The sequence below is a fragment of the Fusibacter bizertensis genome (assembly GCF_029914245.1).
GTDB classification, from domain to species: Bacteria; Bacillota; Clostridia; order Peptostreptococcales; family Acidaminobacteraceae; genus Fusibacter_C; species Fusibacter_C bizertensis.
Map to the genome: position 1 here is coordinate 283,934 of NZ_JARYZI010000002.1, position 22,150 is coordinate 306,083.

14 protein-coding genes and 1 riboswitch are annotated in these 22,150 nt (G+C 38.5%); of the genes, 4 read left to right on the forward strand and 10 right to left on the reverse strand.

The genetic code is table 11. The features are described 5' to 3' along the window. The first annotated feature begins 29 nt into the window (after positions 1-29). Positions 30-1,076: an EAL domain-containing protein gene (locus tag QE109_RS04670; RefSeq protein ID WP_281093242.1), complete on the forward strand. Its 1,047-nt coding sequence runs from the start codon at positions 30-32 to the stop codon at positions 1,074-1,076. Positions 1,077-1,217: 141 nt separating this feature from the next. On the opposite strand, the gene QE109_RS04675 is transcribed toward QE109_RS04670, so the two are convergent. Both QE109_RS04675 and QE109_RS04680 read right to left on the reverse strand, forming a co-directional pair. Further along, a complete protein-coding gene (locus tag QE109_RS04675) occupies positions 1,218-1,619 on the reverse strand; it encodes a VOC family protein (RefSeq protein ID WP_281093243.1) in 402 nt (133 codons plus the stop codon). A 128-nt stretch (positions 1,620-1,747) separates the two neighbouring features. After that, positions 1,748-2,503: a hypothetical protein gene (locus tag QE109_RS04680; RefSeq protein ID WP_281093244.1), complete on the reverse strand. Its 756-nt coding sequence runs from the start codon at positions 2,501-2,503 to the stop codon at positions 1,748-1,750. Positions 2,504-2,730: 227 nt separating this feature from the next. After that, positions 2,731-2,829, forward strand: a riboswitch (purine riboswitch). A 92-nt stretch (positions 2,830-2,921) separates the two neighbouring features. Here QE109_RS04680 and QE109_RS04685 point away from each other — a divergent pair. Both QE109_RS04685 and QE109_RS04690 read left to right on the forward strand, forming a co-directional pair. Next, on the forward strand, positions 2,922-4,331 hold the full coding sequence (locus tag QE109_RS04685) for an NAD(P)/FAD-dependent oxidoreductase (RefSeq protein ID WP_281093246.1): 1,410 nt from the start codon (positions 2,922-2,924) through the stop codon (positions 4,329-4,331). A 182-nt stretch (positions 4,332-4,513) separates the two neighbouring features. Next, positions 4,514-5,122 (forward strand): 50S ribosomal protein L25, encoded by a 609-nt coding sequence (locus QE109_RS04690; RefSeq protein ID WP_281093247.1) that lies wholly within the window; start codon positions 4,514-4,516, stop codon positions 5,120-5,122. Positions 5,123-5,236: 114 nt separating this feature from the next. Here QE109_RS04690 and QE109_RS04695 read toward each other — a convergent pair whose 3' ends face one another. From QE109_RS04695 to QE109_RS04705, 3 genes are all read right to left on the reverse strand, one after another. Further along, positions 5,237-6,946, reverse strand: coding sequence for a methyl-accepting chemotaxis protein (locus QE109_RS04695; protein WP_281093248.1), 1,710 nt, complete (start codon positions 6,944-6,946; stop codon positions 5,237-5,239). A gap of 89 nt (positions 6,947-7,035) precedes the next feature. Continuing rightward, the gene (locus QE109_RS04700) at positions 7,036-10,524 is read right to left on the reverse strand and encodes a hypothetical protein (protein ID WP_281093249.1); all 3,489 of its coding nucleotides are present in this window, start codon (positions 10,522-10,524) and stop codon (positions 7,036-7,038) included. A 39-nt stretch (positions 10,525-10,563) separates the two neighbouring features. Then, complete coding sequence (locus QE109_RS04705) at positions 10,564-13,596, reverse strand: ligand-binding sensor domain-containing protein (protein ID WP_281093250.1); 3,033 nt, start codon at positions 13,594-13,596, stop codon at positions 10,564-10,566. Between the two features lie 184 nt (positions 13,597-13,780). Between QE109_RS04705 and QE109_RS04710 the strand changes: the two genes are divergently transcribed. Continuing rightward, complete coding sequence (locus QE109_RS04710; RefSeq protein ID WP_281093251.1) at positions 13,781-14,833, forward strand: YeiH family protein; 1,053 nt, start codon at positions 13,781-13,783, stop codon at positions 14,831-14,833. Here QE109_RS04710 and QE109_RS04715 read toward each other — a convergent pair. The 5 genes from QE109_RS04715 to QE109_RS04735 form a co-directional block, all read right to left on the reverse strand. Further along, positions 14,816-16,267, reverse strand: coding sequence for a sensor histidine kinase (locus QE109_RS04715; RefSeq protein WP_281093252.1), 1,452 nt, complete (start codon positions 16,265-16,267; stop codon positions 14,816-14,818). The two genes, QE109_RS04710 and QE109_RS04715, sit on opposite strands and share 18 nt — an antisense overlap. Next, entirely contained in the window at positions 16,248-16,970 is a 723-nt protein-coding gene (locus tag QE109_RS04720) for a response regulator transcription factor (protein WP_281093253.1), read from the reverse strand. The genes QE109_RS04715 and QE109_RS04720 overlap by 20 nt, the downstream gene beginning before the upstream one ends. Before the next feature lie 193 nt (positions 16,971-17,163). Continuing rightward, positions 17,164-20,070, reverse strand: coding sequence for a beta-phosphoglucomutase (gene pgmB, locus QE109_RS04725; RefSeq protein ID WP_281093254.1), 2,907 nt, complete (start codon positions 20,068-20,070; stop codon positions 17,164-17,166). A 37-nt stretch (positions 20,071-20,107) separates the two neighbouring features. Then, on the reverse strand, positions 20,108-21,193 hold the full coding sequence (locus tag QE109_RS04730) for an ABC transporter ATP-binding protein (protein ID WP_281093255.1): 1,086 nt from the start codon (positions 21,191-21,193) through the stop codon (positions 20,108-20,110). Positions 21,194-21,211: 18 nt separating this feature from the next. Continuing rightward, positions 21,212-22,150, reverse strand: coding sequence for a carbohydrate kinase family protein (locus QE109_RS04735; RefSeq protein ID WP_281093256.1), 939 nt, complete (start codon positions 22,148-22,150; stop codon positions 21,212-21,214).

The window sequence follows — 22,150 nt, forward strand, 5'->3', positions numbered from 1 at the left end:
CAAAATACGATTTTTTAGGGGGCCTGTCTATGAACTGCAATAAATGTACTGCTACGCCAAATACGCATTATGGAAAAATCACACTCTATGTAGATACATACGCGGACCATTTAAAGGGGAAACTTTCCACCTTGTTAATGAATCTGGGTTACAGTTATAAAGTGCATCATCAGGATACTGATGTTTTTTATTACATCCTTGAAAATTGCGATTTTGAAACCGTGATCGATCAGCTGGAAGCTTCTGCTGTTTTCACTGACATGGAAAAACACGAACTTTTTCTTTTACCTATGCCAAGTGACAAACGCGTTGGGTTTCAAAACTTTAAAGAAACGAGGCCGCTTTCTTACTGGATCACTTTAAGAGAACACGCTGATGTGGTTAAAGCTATCGCTGGTAAACGCATCAAGACGTTGTTTCATCCTATCTATCATACACAAACACTTGAAGTCTACGGACACGAAGCACTCTCTAGGGCAGTTGACGAAGAGGGAAAACTCATCTCAGCAGGTAAACTCTTCGATGTTGCTAACCGTCTAGACTTACTTTTTAACCTTGATAAACTCTGCCGTCACTCTGCGATACAAACTGCAAGTGATCGTAACCTCAGCGGGATGCTCTTTATAAACTTTCTCCCTACTGCGATCTATGATCCAAACGTCTGCCTACAGACGACGCATCAGATCGTTAAAGATACCAAACTCAAACCTGAAAATATCGTTTTCGAAGTAGTTGAAAGTGATTTCGTCGCTGATTATAAGCACCTTGTCACCATACTTGATCACTACAGGGAAAAAGGGTATCAAACAGCACTAGATGATATCGGTTCTGGCTACTCTACTTTGACACAATATGATAGATTAAGAACCAACTATATCAAGCTTGATATGACCATGGTTAGTGATATACATGCTTCCAAAGATAAACAACTCTATCTCGATTATCTACTTGACTTAAAAGCCAAAACTGGTGTCCAAATAATTGCCGAAGGGGTTGAACATCAAGCCGATTATGACTATATTAAGTCTCTACCGGTTGATTTTGTTCAGGGATTTCTCTTTTCAAAACCTATGTAACTAAATCTAGGCACATATCAGTATATTTTACCATTTTTAATAGTGGCATTTACCCCGTATTTGTACGGGATTTTGATTAACTTATGAAAGTAAAAAAGAACTGGCATCCATTTTTAAACTTAAAATGAATGCTCAGTTCTTTTATTTTTCACTTTTTCGCTTTGCAAATGCGATGATATTGCCATCAAAATCAGAACAATAAGCTGTGTTATCGCCCCAGTTTCTTGGTTTCACTTCACTGATCCCTCTCGCACCAAGTGATAAGGCACGCTCATAATAAAGCTCTGGTGAATCTACATATAAATAAAGTTCACATCGTGGATAAGCTGTGTTTTGGTTTGGGTTATCCACATTGCCATCTAATATTTTGACGATGCCGTCTCCTGGTAATAGACCAAGCCTAGTGGTTTCGTTAAATGGAATCTCTGTCATGCCGTCTACATCAAGCGATGGTGCGTTATCTAAAAGTGCTGTATAAAATTCCCTAGAACGCTTTTGATCCTCGACATAGATAATGATGATTATCTCCTTTGAATTGATCATCGTACACCTCTTTTTGCTGTATTTTAATTATTATATAGATTACGATTTAGACTTACTTCGCTTATGCTTCATTCGACACCTTAGTCTTAAAACCCTTTTAAAACCACGATATAATTATAAGTATTTTACTAGATTGGCAACCAAGCAATCAGATACCCCCCAAGTACAAGGCTTGCAAAATTGGCCAAGGCGACATATATATTCCGCCTTGCAACTGTATGCTCTTTTATCAATAGGTTGAAAAGGATAAGTTCACTGATCAAGACGAATACTTCTGCAAACACCAGTCCTAGTATCAAGTAAGTTTGTGCCATGGGTTGAAGACCAAGCCATAAGTTGAGGATACCTTGCGTGAAAAGGTTGATCAGTAAAAACATCAGCCAAGAACGCCTTTTTCTAAACCAAAATAGCCAAAAGATTGCACCCTCGATGATCAAAGTAAGTCCTACTCTTGCGCCTACAAGTATCGCTTCACGACCTGTAGTTGTGCCCTTGATAATGGTTTGCCTATAAGTATCTATGGTATAGACGGATCTGTATCGGTTCATACCTTCTTCGATAGAGAGTTCAAATTGTTGATCCTTTGATTTAAATGTGATTTTATGAGTGTCAGTACTTGGAATTTCATTTTTATAGAACATAAACTGTGTTTCTGTAAAGTAATGAACTTTTCTCCCCTCTAAAAGTCCTGAGGTTCCTTCGATATATACCGTTAGGTCATCAGTTGCACCGGGCACTACGATGATCAGCGCGGGGGGCTCTGCTGAGTTGGCAAAGGATACGTCGCTTGTTAATCCGGTTAGTGTTGTCACCAACATCGCAAGTAAAATGAACAATATGTACGGAAAAATGCCTCTCACTCTAATCAATCTCGCTTGGTTCATGCTAACCTCCATTAAACAAATTCTCTTTAATTTGAAGTTCCTCTTATATGTAATATATCTCAATATAAATAGTTTACCACAGCTTCGGTAAAATATATATTTTTTACTTGATTCTCACCACAAAGTACGGTAAAATAAAAACGAAATAACGAACGATATTTGTTTTTGATATTTAATCGTTCATATTTTGTTCAATTGTCAACTTGCACTGCTAAAAATTCGAAAACATATTTAACACGATTTTCATTTATATAATTTGACGATATGGGTCAAAAGTTTCTACCTAACGCCGTAAATGTTAGACTATAGATGTTGCACAATAGGTGCAACTTTTTTATTGTCATTTTCTAGGTAATGATGAAGCGCTTCATTTGGAAAGTGAACATTTAACATGACTAAATTTATGCGGAGGCTATAAATGAAAAAAAATACTTACGATTTAATCATCATCGGTGCAGGTCCTGCTGGGATCTTCACGGCATATGAGCTCCTTGAAAAAGGGTATGAGGGACGCGTAGTGTTACTTGAAAAAGGGGTCTCTATCGACAAAAGACACTGTCCAAAAGACAAGACTGATGTCTGTGTAAACTGTAAGCCCTACTGCCATATCACCACAGGCTTCTCTGGTGCTGGCGCCTTTTCAGATGGCAAGCTGTCACTTTGTACGGATGTCGGTGGTGATCTACCTGAACTCTCAGGCGCTAAAAAAGTGCAATCGTTTATCGACTACACTGACAAAATCTACCTTAAGTTTGGCGCAGACTCTAAGATCGAGGGTGTGGAAAACAACGAGCAGATCAAAGAGATCAGAAGAAAAGCCATCTCTGCAAATCTCAAACTGGTAGACTGTCCGATTCGCCATCTCGGCACTGAGAAGGCACAAGAAATCTATCTTAAGCTGCAAGAACACCTCATGGCAAACGGTATAGAGGTAAGATTTTCTACCGTTGCAGAGGACTTTATCATAGAAGAGGGTCATATCAAAGGCGTCACCATCGCAAATTCAAAAACAAAGGACCAACTTGAAACTTTGTACAGTGACCTCGTCGTCGTCGCAGCAGGCAGAAAAGGCTCTGACTGGCTCTTCAACATGTGCCAAAAACACGGTATCGCACAAAAGTCAGGCACCATCGACATCGGTGTGCGTGTGGAAGTGCGCAACGAAGTCATGGAGTCCGTTAACAACGTCCTCTATGAGTCAAAACTTATCGGATATCCAGCGCCGTTTGGCAACAAAGTCCGAACATTTTGTCAAAATCCAGGTGGTTTTGTGTCTCAAGAGAATTACGATGAAAACATCGCCATCGTAAACGGACACTCATACAAAGACAAAAAATCAGATAACACCAACCTTGCGATCCTTAGTTCACATCATTTTTCCGAACCTTTTAACGAACCGACGCGCTATGGCAAGATGACTGCTCAACTTGTAAACATGCTCGGTAATGGTTCTATCCTCGTACAGCGTTACGGCGATATCTTAGATGGCAAGCGTACATGGGAACATGAACTCAACCGTTCGAACGTCGTTCCAACACTTAAGGATGCGGTTGCCGGCGATTTAACCTCTGCGCTCCCTTATCGCACCATGACCAACATCCTCAACTTTATCGCAGCACTAGATAAAGTTGTCCCAGGGTTTGCATCAAGTGAGACACTCCTTTATGGACCAGAGATCAAGTTCTACTCAAACCTCGTGACCATCGACGAGAACTTCGAAACCAGTATCAAAGGCTTACATGCGCTTGGTGACTCAAGTGGCTGGACTAGGGGGCTGATGATGGCAAGTGCCATGGGCGTCATGATGGGTCAGACCATCATCAAATAAATCACTAATCAGAAATATGTGCCTACGATTACAAAATGCTAAACTTCAAAACGCTTCCCTTGTTCTCTTGAATATGGGAAGCGTTTTATTTTCCATTTTCTAGAATTTTGCTATTTTTTAGAAAAAGTGGTATGATTAGAATGAATGTGGTTTACATAAATTACATTCCAAAGGAGGACTATATGTCTAAATTATTTTTAACCGCATCTTTAAGAGATGCTCTCGGAACAAATAGATTAAAAAAACTAAGAAGCAGTGGTCAAGTACCAGGTATTTTATATGGTGGTCACATGGATCCAACTGCCATCTCAGTCAACAAACTTGAGATGGATAAGTTTTTAGCTGAAAATAACGTTGGCTCAAAAGTCTATGTTAACCTTGAAGGCAAGGAAATTATGGCTTTTGTAAAAGCAGTTCAAAAAGATGTGTTTGGTTTGAATCTATTAAACGTAGACCTACAAGCACTTACAAAAACTGATAAAGTCAAGATGTTTGTTCGTCTTAACTTTGTAGGTAAGGATAAATTACCAATTGGTGCAATTTCACAAGAATTGGCTTCAGAGATTGAAGTAGAAACTTTCCCTGATCAAATGATCGACACTTTAAATGTAGATGTTGCTAATTTACAGTTTGGAGATACGGTTAAAGTCTCTGACTTGCCTATTATGAATGATGAGAACTTTAGAATCTTCACTTCACCTGATCTCACATTGTTTACACTGATCCATTCTAAAGCTCAAAGTGATGCTGAAGAGGGTGAAACAGAAGCAACTGAACCAGTGACTTCATAAGGTATAGCAGTATGTTTTAGTCTATGATTGCTCTACAAAATTAAAAGGAATCTTAACAGTTTAAGTGCTGTGAAGATTCCTTTATTTTTGTTATTAAGTCATTAGGTTTTACATTTAAATCTTGAATTTTGAAATCATATCATTAAGTGCTTTTACAACTTCTTGGTTTGCTTCTGTGCTTTCACTAACTTCCGAAGCACTTTTAGAAACTGTAATCGCCATCGTCTGAACACGATCGATCTGTGAAGCTTCCTGATCAGTGGCTTGTGAAACTTCACTCACGCTTGTAGCGATCGTCGCCATTGAACTACTTAACTCTTCTGAAATGGCACTTAGTTCTAACATGATATCGTTAAAAGCTGTGGCATCTTCATTATATTGCTCACCTATCTCGATTAACTTTTGATAATCTCCCAAAACCGTACCTTCAACAAAGTTGAGGATCTCAGTTGAATCATCTACCAAGTTGCCAACGGCCTCTTTGATGTAGTCTACTGTCACTTGAATATTACTTACCATACCTGTAGATTCATCGGCAAGTTTACCAATCTCTGCAGCAACAACTGAAAAACCTCTTCCTGCTTCACCAGCTCTAGCAGCTTCTATAGATGCATTTAAGGCAAGTAGATGTGTCTGAGAAGAAATGTTGAGAATGCCCACTAAGAACTCATTGATCTTCTCAACTGCTTTTGCTTTTTCGATAGCATCTTGAAGTCTTACTTTTACAGTATCATAGATCGTTTTAGCATCTAAGTTTGACTTTTCAGCATCGCGTTTTAAGTTAAGTGCACGATCACTTACTGACGATGCTTTTAAAGCGCCATCTGATGCTTTAGTTGCAACCACTTCGATTGCATCTTTTGCTTCGTCCACAGTCTGGTTGACTTGGAACATCGAAGCACTAGTCTCTTGAATTACAGCTGAGATATCTTCAACCGATTCTGAGGTCGTCACAGTTGCTTCTTCTAGTTTTTCAACACTGTTGCTAATCACTTGGGCACGCTGGTCCAATTGACTTGATATGCCTTTTAAGTTTTGTATCATTTGTATGAGTTCACTTCTGACTTTTTCAAAAGAAGTTGCGATTCCGCCTAGTTCATCTTTTGAAAATAAAGAGATATTCTCTGAAAAATCAAGCTCTGCATACTTTTGCGTGCCTTCAGTTATATGTTTTAAACTCTTATTAAGTGGAATAATAATCAGTAGCATAATCACTACAGCCAAAAGAACGATTCCCATAGATGAAAGTCCCACTTGCATCAATAGACCGCGTTCAATTGCTTTTAGATCGTCTACATATACACCTGATCCCACTATCCATCCCCAAGGTTCAAACTCTTTTACAAAGGAAATCTTAGGTTGAGGTGCTTCGCTACCCGGTTTAGGCCACTGGTAATCAACAGTACCTTGGCCGTCCTTCTTAACAATGTCAACCATGGCTTGGAAAAAGTACTTTCCATCTGGATCTTGAAGACCTAAGATGTTGGTATTATCCATCTCGGGTTTAATGGGGTGCATCAACATGATGCCTTCTAAGTTATTTACCCAAAAGTACTCTATTTCGTCATAGCGAAAGTTTTCTATTGAAGCTAAGGCTGTTGCTTTAGCCTCATCTTCGGAGATTGCACCACTTGAATATAGTGCGTACTGCCTGTTGATTTCTGCTAGCGGCAAATCCACCAGTTGTTCAAGTTTTTCTACAGTTTTTTCTTCAATAAGATTGTTTGCCTTTGGTAACACAAAAACCAATATGAAGCTCATGAAGACTGCCAATATCATAACTGCAAGTACAATGATCTTTGTCTTCAACTTCAAATTTTTCATAAAAACCTCCAAAATATTATTGACTTTCAAAATTTTATGTCTTAATAACTTATTTATACCCTTTCCTACTTACAAATTCACAACCATTTTTATGAAATCGGTAAATTCTCATCCAGGCCAATAGTTCCGAGTAAATCATCAATATACATCTGTGATTCAAAGTATTCGAGCTCTTTTTCAGCACGTAATAAACGCTCTTTATAACCAAATTCTTGCGTAATAGCAAAGTTCGTCATATCACCAGTAAACTGTTTTAGGTATGAAATCTTTCTATTAATAAGTGCAATATCCGCTTGTTGTTTTTTTAATAACCTTCTGTGATACCATTCGCTTTTTAAAATCACCTCTTTTTGAAACAGCGCTCTGATTTCAGATGATGATAGCGTTTTATCTTCAAAATGTCCATACGCCATAATATAAAGTAGCGCTTTAAGCGGCGGAATAGCATGGGCGATACTGCCATCTTTAAAGTAATCTAGTGCTGCTTTTTGTTGTCCCTGCGCGATGTTAAGCACACCATCAACAAAGGCTTCAAGACTTTGATTTTCTGGCTTTAGAATTCTCTCATCAAAGATGGTTTGTGGTTCATCAAACACTTTCCCAAGGTATTTATATGAAAATACATTCGTCATGCGGTAGCCTAACCTACTGGCAGGGATTAGCTTTCCTTCGTAGTAAAAGTCTTCAATTTTTTCAAGTGAACCTTCACTGATCAGTTGTTTTGGCTCACGCTCACTTGGTGTTAACCTCGACCAAAGTTCTGGTACTAAGATAGATATATCATGATCAACCCTTACATCAGGCCCTATATGTCCAGCCGGTGTAGAAAAGGCTTGATAGTCCCCTAGTGCATATGATAACAGCGCATTGTTGAGATCATAGATTGGTAACAACATGTTAAAAGGACCTTTGGTAAGTGCGCCCTCAGAACCGGCACCCGTTGTCGATGGTGATTTACCTGTTAAGCTGCTGATAAAGTCCATAAAAAGCTCTGGCAGTTCCTGATAATGGATCGGGTTATAGACACTAAGCGGTAAAATTTTCTTGCCATTTTCAAATCCCGGCGGGTTGTTCCTACGGCCTGGCAACACTGCATTGACAGGTGTTAACACTGGAACCTCTAGGGGAATCCGTCTTGAAAGTCTCACACCAACTTCTGCTATATAGCTCTTAATCGGGTTGATATAGTCAGATCGATGCTCTAAATACCTTGGATTTTTACTTGGCAATCCCGATACCAACCTCGGTTCAGATGAAACGACGCAGTAACTAGCATCACTTTCAAGAAAGCCCTCTATATGTTCTTTTACAGGTTTCGAATAAGCAATATATCCCATTACATCTTCTCGTATAGTGATGACATCATCTTTTGTTAGCGGCTGAAAATTAGTTGCAAAAAGGTTGTCACTGGATAGATCAAGCTCTGCGCGTTTATCATAGCCTTTGTGTATTGCATCATCAGGCCTTTGGAAAAATCTAAATTCACAGTTTGTGACAAACTTATAGCTGGCATTATGATACTGGGGATTGAGATATGCTAGTTTTGAAGCGGGGATCATGATAGATGCAGTTACATCATCTTCCATCTGTAGCTTTTCACTTGGCATAAAATCCATTCTCAGCTTAAATATACGCCATGCTTTATCGGTCTCAAAACCAACACGTAAAAAGCTTGGTCTTATTTTTCGTCCATTAAATTTAATTTCATTGCCCGGTTTCCCATCGATGATATCCACCGTAAAATGGCTACGCCAGTTGCCATCCCAAGATTGTCTATAGAACCTTTTAACCATAAATACAAGTGATTTAATATAGTTAGGAATAGCATCTAAGTATCTGTTAAATTCATCTGAATAGGCCGGTGAAGGTGAAAGTAGTTTGATCACCGAGCCCAGCGAGCGGTCTTTCGATAATATAGGCCTAGATGCGCGTGTTCTATCTGGATACGCTTTCCATCTCTGTCTATAATCATAGTTCAATATCTGCTCTACTTGGTCTAAGTCCGATTCCAAGTTGTTGACATAGTATGTACCATAGATGATTGCATTGCTTATTGGTTTAGATATTTCGGATTTTCCACCACCAGACACCGTACAAGGTTTATGGCAAAATGTACCTTCAGCATCAGTACTGATAAGTTTCCAAGCGGGTGCAGCTGGATGCTGTTCCATATGAAGTTTCTCGCCATTTGGCAATATATAGACATTACCTGGCCGTAGCTTAAGGGTTTGAGTTTGTCCTCCATATAGCCACTTGATCTCAGTTTTGTTAAGATCGACTTCTATATTTTCTGGTAAATAATTGATCTGAGGATAGTTTTTATCGATGCCATAGTTGGTGTTTTGTAATGTCATATTCGCACCGAAGAGTGATTTTACACTTTCAAATGTATAGTCTCCAATGCGTTTATCTTCGCAGGCATTGAAATTTTCGCCTACATTTCGCCTTGGAAAAGCGATGGTACCTCCAGCATGCTCTTCTTCAACACCACCAAACAAATTGGACGCAAAGCTAATTTGTGTCTTGATTTCTTTTTTAGAATAACCAAAATAGTTGTCCGCTATCAGCGTAACAGCCACACCAGATGCATCACGACAAGTGAGTTTAAAAGCTTGACCGTCGTTATAAAGTTCATCCGGTGATTTGTAGCACATGCCATCTCTACGTTGTCTTTCTGATGCATCATCATAACTTGGTAAACCAAGATCGATTTTCCTAAGTTTTGAAAGATGTGGCGCTAACAAGATGTAACCCGTATGTCCTGACCAACCTTCAACGTCAAGCCCCGAGTCGTTAGCATGGTAACTAGGGTCACCTGAATTTCCAAAAACTGATTCAAGAAAATCCAGATTTGACACCAAGCTCCCTGGCGCGACAAAAAGAACTTCCATTGTTTTTTCACTAGAAATCCCTTTTACTTCAGGGGAGACCACAGGTTTTACTGACAAGGCCACAAAAGTTTTGGCTTGTTCGTCATTACCACTTTGCTTACTTGTAAATGGTAAGATTTGAAGTGATTCAGGCGGGTTAACAGCTGCTCTATATAGCTTTATAAAAGCTTCTTTAGGCACTTCTTTTTTATCATATGGTATTGCGAGATCACCTTCTACGATATGAAACGAGCCTTTTGTTGTGCGTCTATCATTTTTAGGATTGTTGAGAATGCCTTGCTTAATACGGTAACTGTGTATATATTCGTTTGAAAACATTTCACCATCTGGCGGTAAAGATAACTCCCTTGCAAGACCATAATGATCCAAGTTAAAATAGTCTGTTACTACACGTAAAGTCTGTCCATCTTCTTTAAAATATTTCTCAAAAAAAGTGTTAATTCTTTTATGAATCCCTATTTCATTGACATCTACCATACGTGTTTTTTCTTTATAATCTTGTATGATATCTCCAAACAAGTTGATAAAATATGCGCCTGTTGTTTTATCAGCTTCTGTTGAGTCTAACAACTTATAGATTGGTAGTCCAAGAGCCGCAAGTTTAAAGTTGATATACTTGATACGATCCTCACTTGACGTAAGAGGATTTATATTCCCAAGTTCCATTCCGAGCGTCTTCCGGCTCATAAATCTACCTCCTTGTTCATAATTAAACTATCTATATAACTATTCTATATCAGTTAGGATATTGTTTTCAAATAATTTTTCAGAACCATTATAAGCTACAATTCTATTTTTACCTTCCTTTTTCGCGATATAAAGTGCTTCGTCCACTAACTTCGTCACTTGATTTGACATCGTTCCAGCTGTTGGGATAAAACTCAAAACACCTAGGCTACAAGTTGTATTGATAGTGATGTTGGTCTTTTGATCGATAACTGATGTTGCTTCGACATTATCCTTAATCAAAGTTGCCAACTTACTCGCTCCCTCAGCATCGGTATCAAAGAGCACGATTAAAAACTCATCTCCACCATATCTCACTACAAAGTCGGTGCTTCGCTTTAATGAACTCACAAGGACTTCACCAAGTCTTTCAAGGTATCTATCACCATAGTGGTGCCCATATTGATCGTTGATTTCTTTAAAGTTATCAAGGTCAAGCATCACTAGGCTAAGCTCAATTTCACTTCTGATTGCAAGTTGCAGTTCTTCATCCAAACGTGCGTTAAAATAGCGTCTGTTATAAACACCAGTGAGTGGATCTTTTGTAGACAAAGCTTCTAGCATCTTGTTGGCTTCTTCAAGTTTGATATTCAAAGTTCCGAGTTCTGTGTTTCTGCGTTTAATAACTGTCCCTTGCCAAATTTTAAAGATTGCAAAAATCACAAGTGCAAGAGCCACAGTGTATCCCATATATGCAAATGAAGTCTTATACCACGGTTTAGCGATCTCAATGTGCATACTGACCACATCCGAGCTAATCCCTCTTGCTGTTTCAGCAAATACTTCTAGTGTATATACCCCAGATGGCAATTTTGAGTACGTCACATAATCTACGGTTCCAGAATAAATCCAACCTTGGTCAAATCCTTTAAGTCTATAGGTAAATCTAACTTTATCAGGAGAATCATAATCCAGCGCTACTAATTTAAAACCAAGAAAAGTTTCATCTTGTTTAAGTTTTAGACTTTGTCCGTTGAAATAGTTTCTATTTTCTTCAAAAGGCTTTTGAAATATATCCACATCCGTAATATATACTTTAGGCGCTTTCAAAACACCTTCGTTGATATTTCCCGGGATAGCTGTTATACCATGAATTCCACCAAAATACATGGTTCCATCTGTATCTGCATAATGCCCTGCGTTAAACTCATAGCCACCGATACCGTCATCAGGCGTCAGAACAAATATATCGCCAGTTTCAGGTGTAACTATAGCCAGTCCATTTTGAGTAGAAGTCCAGATCCTACCATCACTTCCCTCTAAAATGCCCAGCACTACATTACTCGGCATACCATCTCGTTCTAGATAGCTTTTGAAAGTACCGTCCTCATTATATCTAGCTAGCCCACCACCCACTAACCCAAACCACATGTTTTGATATTGATCTTCAAAGATAACATGGATCGTATTAGAAGCAAGTTGCGTGATATCCCCTTTTGTTGCTTTAAATACTTTAAATGCTGACGCTCCAGGTTCAAGTAAATTGAGCCCATTATTGGTAGCAATCCAAAGACGTCCCAAGTGGTCATATTTTATATCATATATTAAGTCATCCGAAATTTGATGATCGGGATCAGTAGTCATATAATGTATATTTTCTCCCGTTTTCAAATTCAGTCTATATAGGCCATCACTGTGTGTCCCTGACCAAAGGATGCCGTCGTCATTTGACTCAAGCGCATATCCAATTGCGCCATCTGGTAAAGAGACAATGGTTGTAAATTGATCTATTTCAGGGCTATATTTCATAACTTCGTTGCCTACTGTAAAATATAACGTACCATCATCCATCTTTAAAATATCCACAACATTGGGATCCGTTAATGTTCCGATACCATTTTCATCAGCAGTATACTTGGTGATGGTTTTATTATCTGGAGAAATTTTATTAAGCCCTTCATTATAAACTGCAACCCATAAGTAACCGGCATCGTCTCGAAGGATAGAATTGATTTTCCCTGCTGAAAGCGAAGTAGGGTCCTCTTTATCATGTGCAAAAACGACATAATTTCGCTTTAGGGGGTTTACTTTACAGATACCGCCACCGTTGGTTCCTACCCATAGGATACCAGAACTGTCTTGAAACAAGGAATACACTATTGAATGTGATAGATTTCCGACTTTACCATCACTGGTAAAATGGTGAACCTCTCCCTCTTTAGTCCTTGCAAAAAGTCCACCACCCCATGTACCTATCCACTGAGTTTCATCAGAGCTCATCGCATATGCATAGACGCGATTATCGTCATATGAGCGGGTTACAATTTTTTTGGTCTCTAAATTAATGGTTACAATGCCACCGTCCCATATTCCAAGGGTCAGTTCACCTGGTGTATACTCGCCAACAGTCATCACCGATTCACTTGGAAGGTAGTAACCCGATGGCACAACTTCCTCCTTTTCTACATCAAAATAGAGCAATCCTTGATAACTACCAAGCCACATAGTACCTTGAGTATCCCAAAAAATATCGCGTATTACTTTCCCAGGTACGTCGTATACCTTTACATCTCCTGTCTCTGGATTGAGTTTATTAAGACCATCTAAGGTGCCTGCCCATATATAGCCTTCACTGTCCATATCTATTGCAACGATCACAGGATTTGAGATACCATTTGTCGCAACTGTATAGTTGGTGAACTGATTTGTATCTATATCAAGCCTTGAAATGCCTTGATAAGTACCAATCCATAATTGATTCTGCTCCGCATCGTAGAACATCGTTTGTATCAAGTTGTGTACCAACCCATTACTTTCATATGGGTCATTGGTATATACCTCAAAGGTTCTACCATCATAACGGTTAAGTCCACCTTGCGTTCCAAACCACAAGAAACCATCTTTGTCTTGTACGATACTTGACACAGAAAGGTTGGATAACCCACTACTGCGGTCTAAAACTTCAAAAGATGGTGTCGTTCCTTCACGTATGACATCTAATTTTGCGCCATATGAAATATGACTTAAGCTTATAAGTATGACGCTCAGTATTATAGCTATAATTGACTTATTGATCTTTTGCTTTTGCTTCATCAAAACCTCCAATATAAAGACTACATTTATGTAATTTACTTATATGATAATTTACATTATTCTTAAAACGTTATAAACTGTTAATGGTTATCGAATATAATACCCCTTTATAGATTATATACGCTTTCGCGCTATATTTAATTAAAGTTTTAAAAATTTCCGCTTAAAAGAAAGGATTTAATTTATGAGTATCTCAATTTCTAATTTTACAAAAGCAATTCCAGGTATTTTGCTTTGTTTGATCATCGCATTACCTGCATGGTTTTTAGGTAAAGCATATCCTATCATAGGTGGACCCGTTTTCGGTATCCTTTTTGGTATGTTATTGACACTACTCCTTCCAAACATTGCTGAGAAGAAAGCATATCACCCTCTTGGGATTGGGATAAAATATACATCTAAAAAAATCTTACAATACGCAATCATACTCTTAGGTTTTGAGATGAACTTATTTAACATCATCAAAGTTGGTGGTCAGTCACTTTTGGTTATGATTTTCACCCTAAGTGCAGCGTTTATTACAGCTTACTTCGTAGGTAATAAACTAGGCATCAAGGCCAATACTACAGTACTCATAGGTGTTGGCACATCAATCTGCGGTGGCTCTGCAATTGCAGCGACTGCACCCGTTATAGAAGCAGAAGATGATGAAGTCGCACACGCTATTTCCACTATATTTTTATTTAACATCATCGCAGTATTTATCTTTCCGTTTTTAGGCAGACTCCTAGGGATGTCTGATCTTGGCTTTGGCATGTGGGCCGGTACAGCAATCAATGATACATCTTCGGTCGTTGCTGCAGCAGCATCTTGGTCTAGTGCAGCAGGCAACAATACCGCACTTACTTTTGCAACCATAGTCAAACTCACAAGAACACTGATGATCGTTCCTATAACACTTGTTCTTGCTATTTATACCTCTAAAAAGAAAAAGCGTTCCCAATCTGGAGACGCTCTTGATCATTTTAGTTTCGTGAAAATTTTTCCTTGGTTTATCATAGGTTTTATCGGTACTGCTGTGATAGGCACATTCTTAGGGTTCTCACCTGAACGCTTAAAAAGTCTAGGTCAAGTAGGCAAATTCATGATCGTGATGGCGATGACTGCGATAGGTCTCAATACACATCTAAAGAAATTGATCTCCAATGGTTTTAAACCGATTCTCCTAGGACTTTGTTGCTGGTTTGTTGTCGCTATCGTTTCACTTATCGTTCAGGTTTCAATGAATTTTATCTAGTGTCACCTTAAAAAGTGCACCACTACTGTGATTTTGAGCTACAACAGTGCCACCTAATCGCTCTACCGCAGAATGTGCAATCGCAGTCCCTAAACCAAAGTTCCCATCTTCACCTTTGTAGAACCGATCAAAGATATGAGTTAATAATGCTTTAGGTATACCTGGTCCATCATCTTGGATCAGTATCTCAACAGTGTTACCCTTATCTGTAACATCTACAACCACGTGCATCTGTGCGTATCTTATAGCATTACTCAGAAGATTACTTATGATTTTTTCTAAGTGATCTTCATTTGTATAGATAGAAAGTGTTTTATCACAGTTTAACGAAATTTGCTTATGCTCTTTTCTTGCAAGTCCCTCATAACGTTCTATCAATAGATTTAAAAAATCAAATAGATTTAAATATTCTTTTTTAAGTTTCATCTGTGTGGACTCAAGCCTCGAAAGTGTGATCAGTTGATCTACAAGGTGTTTCAGTCTGATACTCTCGCTAGCAATAATTGAAGCCGGTTTCGTCGCCTCTTCAAAAACCCCCGTTACAATCCCTTCTGCATATCCCTGTATCGACATCAAAGGCGTCCTTAAATCATGCGAGAAATTTTGAAGAAAATCTACTTTCGACTGCTCTCTCTCTTGCAAAGACAAACTCATCATATTAAGATCAGTACACAGTGCTTCGAGTTCTATAGCCGTTGTCTCTATGTTTATGGGGCTATAATCACCTTCTGTAATCTTTCTTGAGTACTGGGAGATCCCTTGGATTGGCATCGTTACGCTTTTAGCTACGCGACCAGCAAGCATCGCACCGATCAAAGTGACAACTGCCATGATCCCTACAAGTAGTAGATTTATCCTTCTAATCAAAAGTTCTGTCCCTTTTTGTGAAGCGACAATTAGCAAGAACTGTTTTCTCGCAACGACTTGAGTTTCATTGAGCTTTTCATAACTTACCCAGTAATTTATGCCATCTACTTTCATTGTAAAAGTTGCTGTAGAGGCACCGGATATTATTTTTTTTCTTGCTTCTTCAGCAGCCTGTATCACTTCAAGTGTCAACTCATTCTCTCTTGGGAGTATGGTGTTACCTGTTGCGCCAAGAATAGCGATCTCTGTCTCTGACGTATTTTGTGTCAATCTAATTGATGAGTTTAAAGCTGCAATTACCGCTCTCGTCTTTGTGTTTAAGGTGTCTTCAGAGTTGGCATCGCCTATGAGAATCTCACTTAAATCTTTTTTTAATAAAGTGATCACAGTATCACGGCTATCTTGTATTTGCTGATTTGAGACCCGTTTTACATAGGTGCGCATTGCAACATTAAACCCTACAAGTACGACTAATGACATGGCAATAATCAGTACAATAAAGGGGATCAATATCTGTTGCCTTAATGGTTTATGTTTTCGCTTTATATTAACATGGTTCGATTTCATGTTCAGGCGCCTCCTCAAGTTTGAATCCAAACCCCCAAACCGCTTCTATCCTTACATTTGTCTTCGATAACTTTTTTCTTAGACGTTTTACAACATCGTCAGTTGCACGCGTGTCAACTTGTGTCTCAAATTGCCAAACATTTTTAAGCAGTTCATCTCTTGAAACAGCTCTATCTTGATGTTGAAAAAGATATAGCAGAAAAGCGTATTCTGTAGGAGATATATCCACAGCATTGCCCTTAAACTGAACTTCTCGCGTCTTAGTTAAAATCGACATCCCTGCGAACTCTACTTGCTCCTTTATCGATTTTATTGCAGATTGGTCAAAACTCATCCTTCTAAAAAGAGCGTTAATCCTTGCTACTAATTCTATAGGTGAAAACGGTTTTACAAGGTAATCATCGCTACCTATGGTGATCCCTGTGATCCGGTCCAGTTCACTATCTCTTGCAGATACGATGATAATTGGTACTCCTGATGTTTCTCTTATCTTTGTACAAAGCATCAATCCATCAGTACCAGGCATCATTATATCAAGCACAATAAGGTCTGGAGGGGCTATCAGAAAGGCTTCATAAAGCGCATCACCTGTTGAAAAAACTTCAACTTCGAAACCTGCATTTTTTAAAAATGATTTTATCAGTTCCCGTATATTGTATTCATCATCTGCAACGTATATTTTTTTTTGAGCGGTATCATTCATTAGAGCCCTCCTTACCTTCTAAATCCTTTTATGAAAATATCATACCACATTCTCAATTGTTCATGCTGATTTCCCTATGGTTTGCCACAAGTTTATAGAAAAAAAGGGCGTTTCAAAACCATATTCCTTGATTTTGAAAAGCCCTTTTTGATAGGAGTTGTAGCCTTAGTTGTAGTATTAATTTTTAGAATGATTATTTGATAATTGAATGGTCCAGTAAGAAGTTGTGAAATGACTCTAAGCCACTAAACACTGTGTCACAGTTACTTAATACTGTTTTTGAACCAATCCCCATAGGTGTCATCCCCGCTGCTTTGATACTTTCAATTCCTGCATATGCATCTTCTACTCCGATACAGTAACCAGGGGTGATTCCTAAAAGCTCACTCGCTTTTAAAAAGATATCCGGTTCTGGTTTGCCATTCTCTATGCTAGCAGGGTCAACTACTACATCAAAGTAAGCGGTTATACCCATCGCTTCTAATAAAAAAGGTGCATTTTTACTTGCGGATGCTAAAGCAATTTTGATGCCTTTTTCTCTAAGTTCTGTCAATAGCGAGACAGCACCGAGCGATAAATTTTCAGGCGTATATCCTTTGATCAAATCAAGGTAGAGATCATTTTTATGATTTGCCAAATCGACTTTTTCTTCATCAGTATAGACCTCGTTAAGATTGCCGTAAGTGAGTACAATTTCAAGTGAGTCTAGTCGTGAAATACCACGGACCTTATCTTCTAGCTCATCGGGCACCTCAAAACCAAGTTCACTTGCAAGCATCTTCCAAGCTTCAAAATGTGCTTTACTTGTTTCTGTTAACACACCATCTAGATCAAACACCACTGCTTTTACAGGTGGTTTTACAGTCTCTACATAGTGCATTCTGTCCCAAATCTTCACATAAATCCCCTCACCTTCTAATAGTTCAAGTTTGGTTTCATCACCAATCGTGACTTTGAGTAGTCGTCCTTGGTAGTTAAGCTTAAAACTAAACTCATCCCAACTCGTTGGTTTCTGAGGTCTTAAAATGATGCAATCTTGGCAAATCCTAAGACCAGCAAAGCCCGCTGTTACACTTAAAATCGATCCTGCCATATTTGCCATATGAAGCCCATCTTTGGTGTTCTTATGGGTATCTTTTAAATCAAGCATCAAAGATTCACTAAAATATTCAAAAGCTTTATCATTAAAACCACATCTAGATGCCATGATGCCATAGATGCATGTCGATAACGAACTATCATGAGTAGTGATGGGCTCATAATAGTTAAAGGCGTTTTTGATATCGTCTTCTGTAACATACTGTTCTAAGAGCATATGCGCAAGTAAGGTATCTGCCTGCTTAAGGATTTGATGTCTATAAATCGTTAAGGGATGATAGTTTAAAAGCAGTGGCCGATGAGAAAAAGCTTCTTCATTTACTGGCCACATTGGCTTAGTCAAGAACGTATCATCCTGTGCATACATTTTATGTGTTTCATCATAGAGAAAAAACATTTTTTCAGAAGCTGTCTTCATGGCTCTTAGCTCAGCATAGTTAATATTAAGTCGATTTACCAGGTCCTCAAAAAGATGTTTTACTGACTCGTGTTTACTACTATCAAGTAACTTGTACATCTTATAAGTCCACTCGAGGTGATACTTCGCCATGGCGTTTGTATAGTAATTGTTATTGACTAAAGCAGTATATTCATCAGGACCGGTTACTGTATGAATCTGAAAAGTACCATTGTGATAGTCACCAAGGTCCATCCAAAGTCTTGCTGTTTCTAAGATCACTTCAAAACCTTTTTCAGCCATAAATAGTTCGTCATCTGTATAAAGATAATACTGGATAAAAGCGTATGCAATGTCTGCATTGATATGATATTGCGCAGTTCCAGCTGGAAAGTAACCCGAACACTCTATACCTGAGATTGTACGCCAAGCATAAGCGGCGCCTTTAATATGCCCTAGTTGTATTGCCCTCTCTTTCGCAAAAGGTAAAATACTATGTCTATAGTTTAGAAGTGCTTTTGCTTTTTCAGGTTGGTTCATCTGAAGTACTGGTAAGATATAGATCTCTGTATCCCAGAAATAATGACCTTCATACCCCTCACCTGATAAACCTTTCGCTGCTACGTTTGAAAAGCGATCCACACCAACTGACTGTAAAAGATGAAATTGTTTCATTCTAAGTGCCAGTTGTGCTTCTGAATCCCCTTGAATCTCAATTCCTGAATGATACCAGAAATTATCTAGAAATTCTTTCTGAAGCTCTAAAAAATAATCATAATCGTATGAATCATATTTTTCTAAAAGCTCTCTAGCGCGGTCAAGTGGTGAAGAAAATCTCAGTCCATCTGTAAATACACACTTTTTCTCAAGCCCTACATGTCCATACGCTTTTACATGTGTGAAAAGCTTACCTTCGTGTTTATGGTGTTCAAGTGTACCATATAAGGTGTGTAAAATTTTGTGTGATATAGCAACAGCTTGCTCTATATTGGTCGTTGCTGTTCGCATCGAAGCATAGACTACTTGGTCATAACCAACTAGTGATAAAAGAGACATAAGCTTAGTATGACCTTGACCTATACGTGGATCTTTGGGGTTGCTATAGTTCTCGACCTCTGTATCACAAAGGCTGATAAACTCTATTTCACCATCATATTCAACTTCGATTTTATAAAGTAAAAAGTTAACATGTTCAAGTGATGCTAAACGTCTAAAGCTTATCTCAGCACTTTTACCTATGCTTGTAAAATAACGATAAGTACGTGTTGTCTCACCGGTTTGAAAATCTAGTGTTCTATGATAATCCGTAAATTTACCATCTAACAAGTGCACGCGTTCACCATCCAGATAGATCTCACAAGTTTGCGTATCTAGAACCCTAGGTTGACGATCTTGTTCCGTGGGAAAACCATACGCCATTTCAGCATGAATCATAGGGATACGGTCATAAAGACCGTTGATATATGTGCCGCGTACACTTTCTCCAGAGACATAGCCTTCTTCAAAACTACCACGCACCCCTAGATAACCATTCCCAATCATATATAGACTTTCTTCTAGTGCCTGTCTTGAAACATTATAAATATTGGATTTCAATTTCCACATGTAAAACTCCTAAACGTGTTACTTGTAAAGTAGTGACTTAATAAACCAGAGACTCCTCTGTTTCTAGATCAAATAAGTGTAATTTTTCAGAATCAAATACTGTATATATATCATCTCCAAGCTTAATACCGCTTGCAGCTTCAGTTTTTAAAATATAGCTTCTTTGTCCAATTTTGAAATACACATTGAGGTCACTACCCAATAGTTCGGTAACTTCAACTTTTGCTGAAATACCTTCTTGACTGTTACTAATTTTGATGTCTTCAGGTCTTATACCCACTGTAACTTCTGCAGATTCTTTGCCTTTTTCTTTAACGGCTTTCATCATTTTCTCACTCAGTTTAAATGTGTGGTCTTCTACTTCTACAAACTTACCATCTACTATTCTTCCAGGGAAAAAGTTCATCTGAGGCGCACCGATAAATCCAGCTACAAACAAGTTTGCAGGAGAATTATAAATCGTTCTAGGATCAGCAACTTGCTGCACTAAACCATTGTTCATGACACAGATTCGCGTACCCATAGTCATGGCTTCAGTTTGATCATGTGTCACGTAGATAAACGTAGTTTTCAAGTCATTATGAAGTTTGATCAGTTCTGCACGCATCTGCACCCTAAGTTTCGCATCTAGATTTGAAAGTGGCTCATCCATAAGGAATACTTCTGGTTTTCTAACGATTGCTCTTCCAAGTGCAACACGTTGCCTTTGACCGCCTGATAATTGTTTTGGCTTTCTTTTTAATAAAACCTCTATATCCAAGATCCTCGCAGCCTTTGTAATTCGTTCGTCAATCTCAGCCTTTGGTGTTTTCTTAAGTTTTAAACCAAATGCCATATTATCATATACAGTCATGTGAGGATAAAGTGCATAATTTTGAAACACCATTGCTATGTTTCTATCTTTTGGTGAAACATCATTTACGATTTGATCACCAATTTGCATCTCGCCACTTGTTATCTCTTCAAGCCCAGCGATCATTCTAAGTGTCGTTGTTTTACCACAACCTGACGGTCCTACTAAGATCATAAATTCTTTATCAATAATCTCAAGATTGACATCTTTAACTGCATGAAATCCATTGGGGTATTTTTTGTTTAAGTTACTAATTTTTACGTTAGCCATTCTCAACCCTCCAAAATTCTATAATAATTCTTCCAGTGCTGTTAATGCACCGTACTTTGAACAAACCTTTGCTGCTATACTCGCTGCAAAAGTAGCCGCTTCTTCCATAAAACTTTCATTTTTCACACTGATCTTAGGTGACCCTGTTAAACTTAATTTATAAAGCAAAGCACCTATAAAAGCGTCGCCAGCACCTGTTGTATCCACTACTTCTGCTTTTACTGCTGGTACATGGATCTGCCACTCTCTATTGAAGAGTAAGGCCCCGTTTGCGCCTAAGGTGATGGCGATGGTTGCATCATACCTCTCTTTTAGGTTTGCCGCCATCTCTTCTACGTTACTCTTTTGTGTTACTAAAAAGGCTTCTTCGTCACTTAATTTTATCAAATCAGCACTTTCCATAAAATAATGAATCTCTTTAACAAACTCATCTTTCCGCTCATGCCAAAATGCACTTCTATAATTAGGGTCAAAAGTGATACAATCAGCTCTCTTAAGACTTTGCTCTAGTAATGTTTTATATGTGTTCTTAAGTGCACCCTCTAAGAAACTTGTTGCCGCTCCAAAATGGACGATACTAGTTTCTTTCATCTGACCTTCTGAGGGCAAATCTGAGCTACAAAGGTCAGCATCAGCACCCCTTACAAATATAAAATCTCGCTCACCATTTGATTCTATTGAAACAAATGCTAACGTCGTTGCTTTTTCAGATCGTTTTAGGAACTGGGTATCTACTCGGTGAAATTTTAATGTATTTTCAAGAAAATCTCCAAATCCGTCTTTTCCAACACTGCCACAAAAAAGGCTATTCCCTCCCACAGCTGCAATGGTACATGCTACATTAGCAGGTGCGCCACCTGCTTTTTTAAGGAAATTACTTTGCCCTTCTATGTCGGTATCATTTGCTTCACCGATAAAATCGATTAATAATTCACCGATACATAAGACATTATCCAT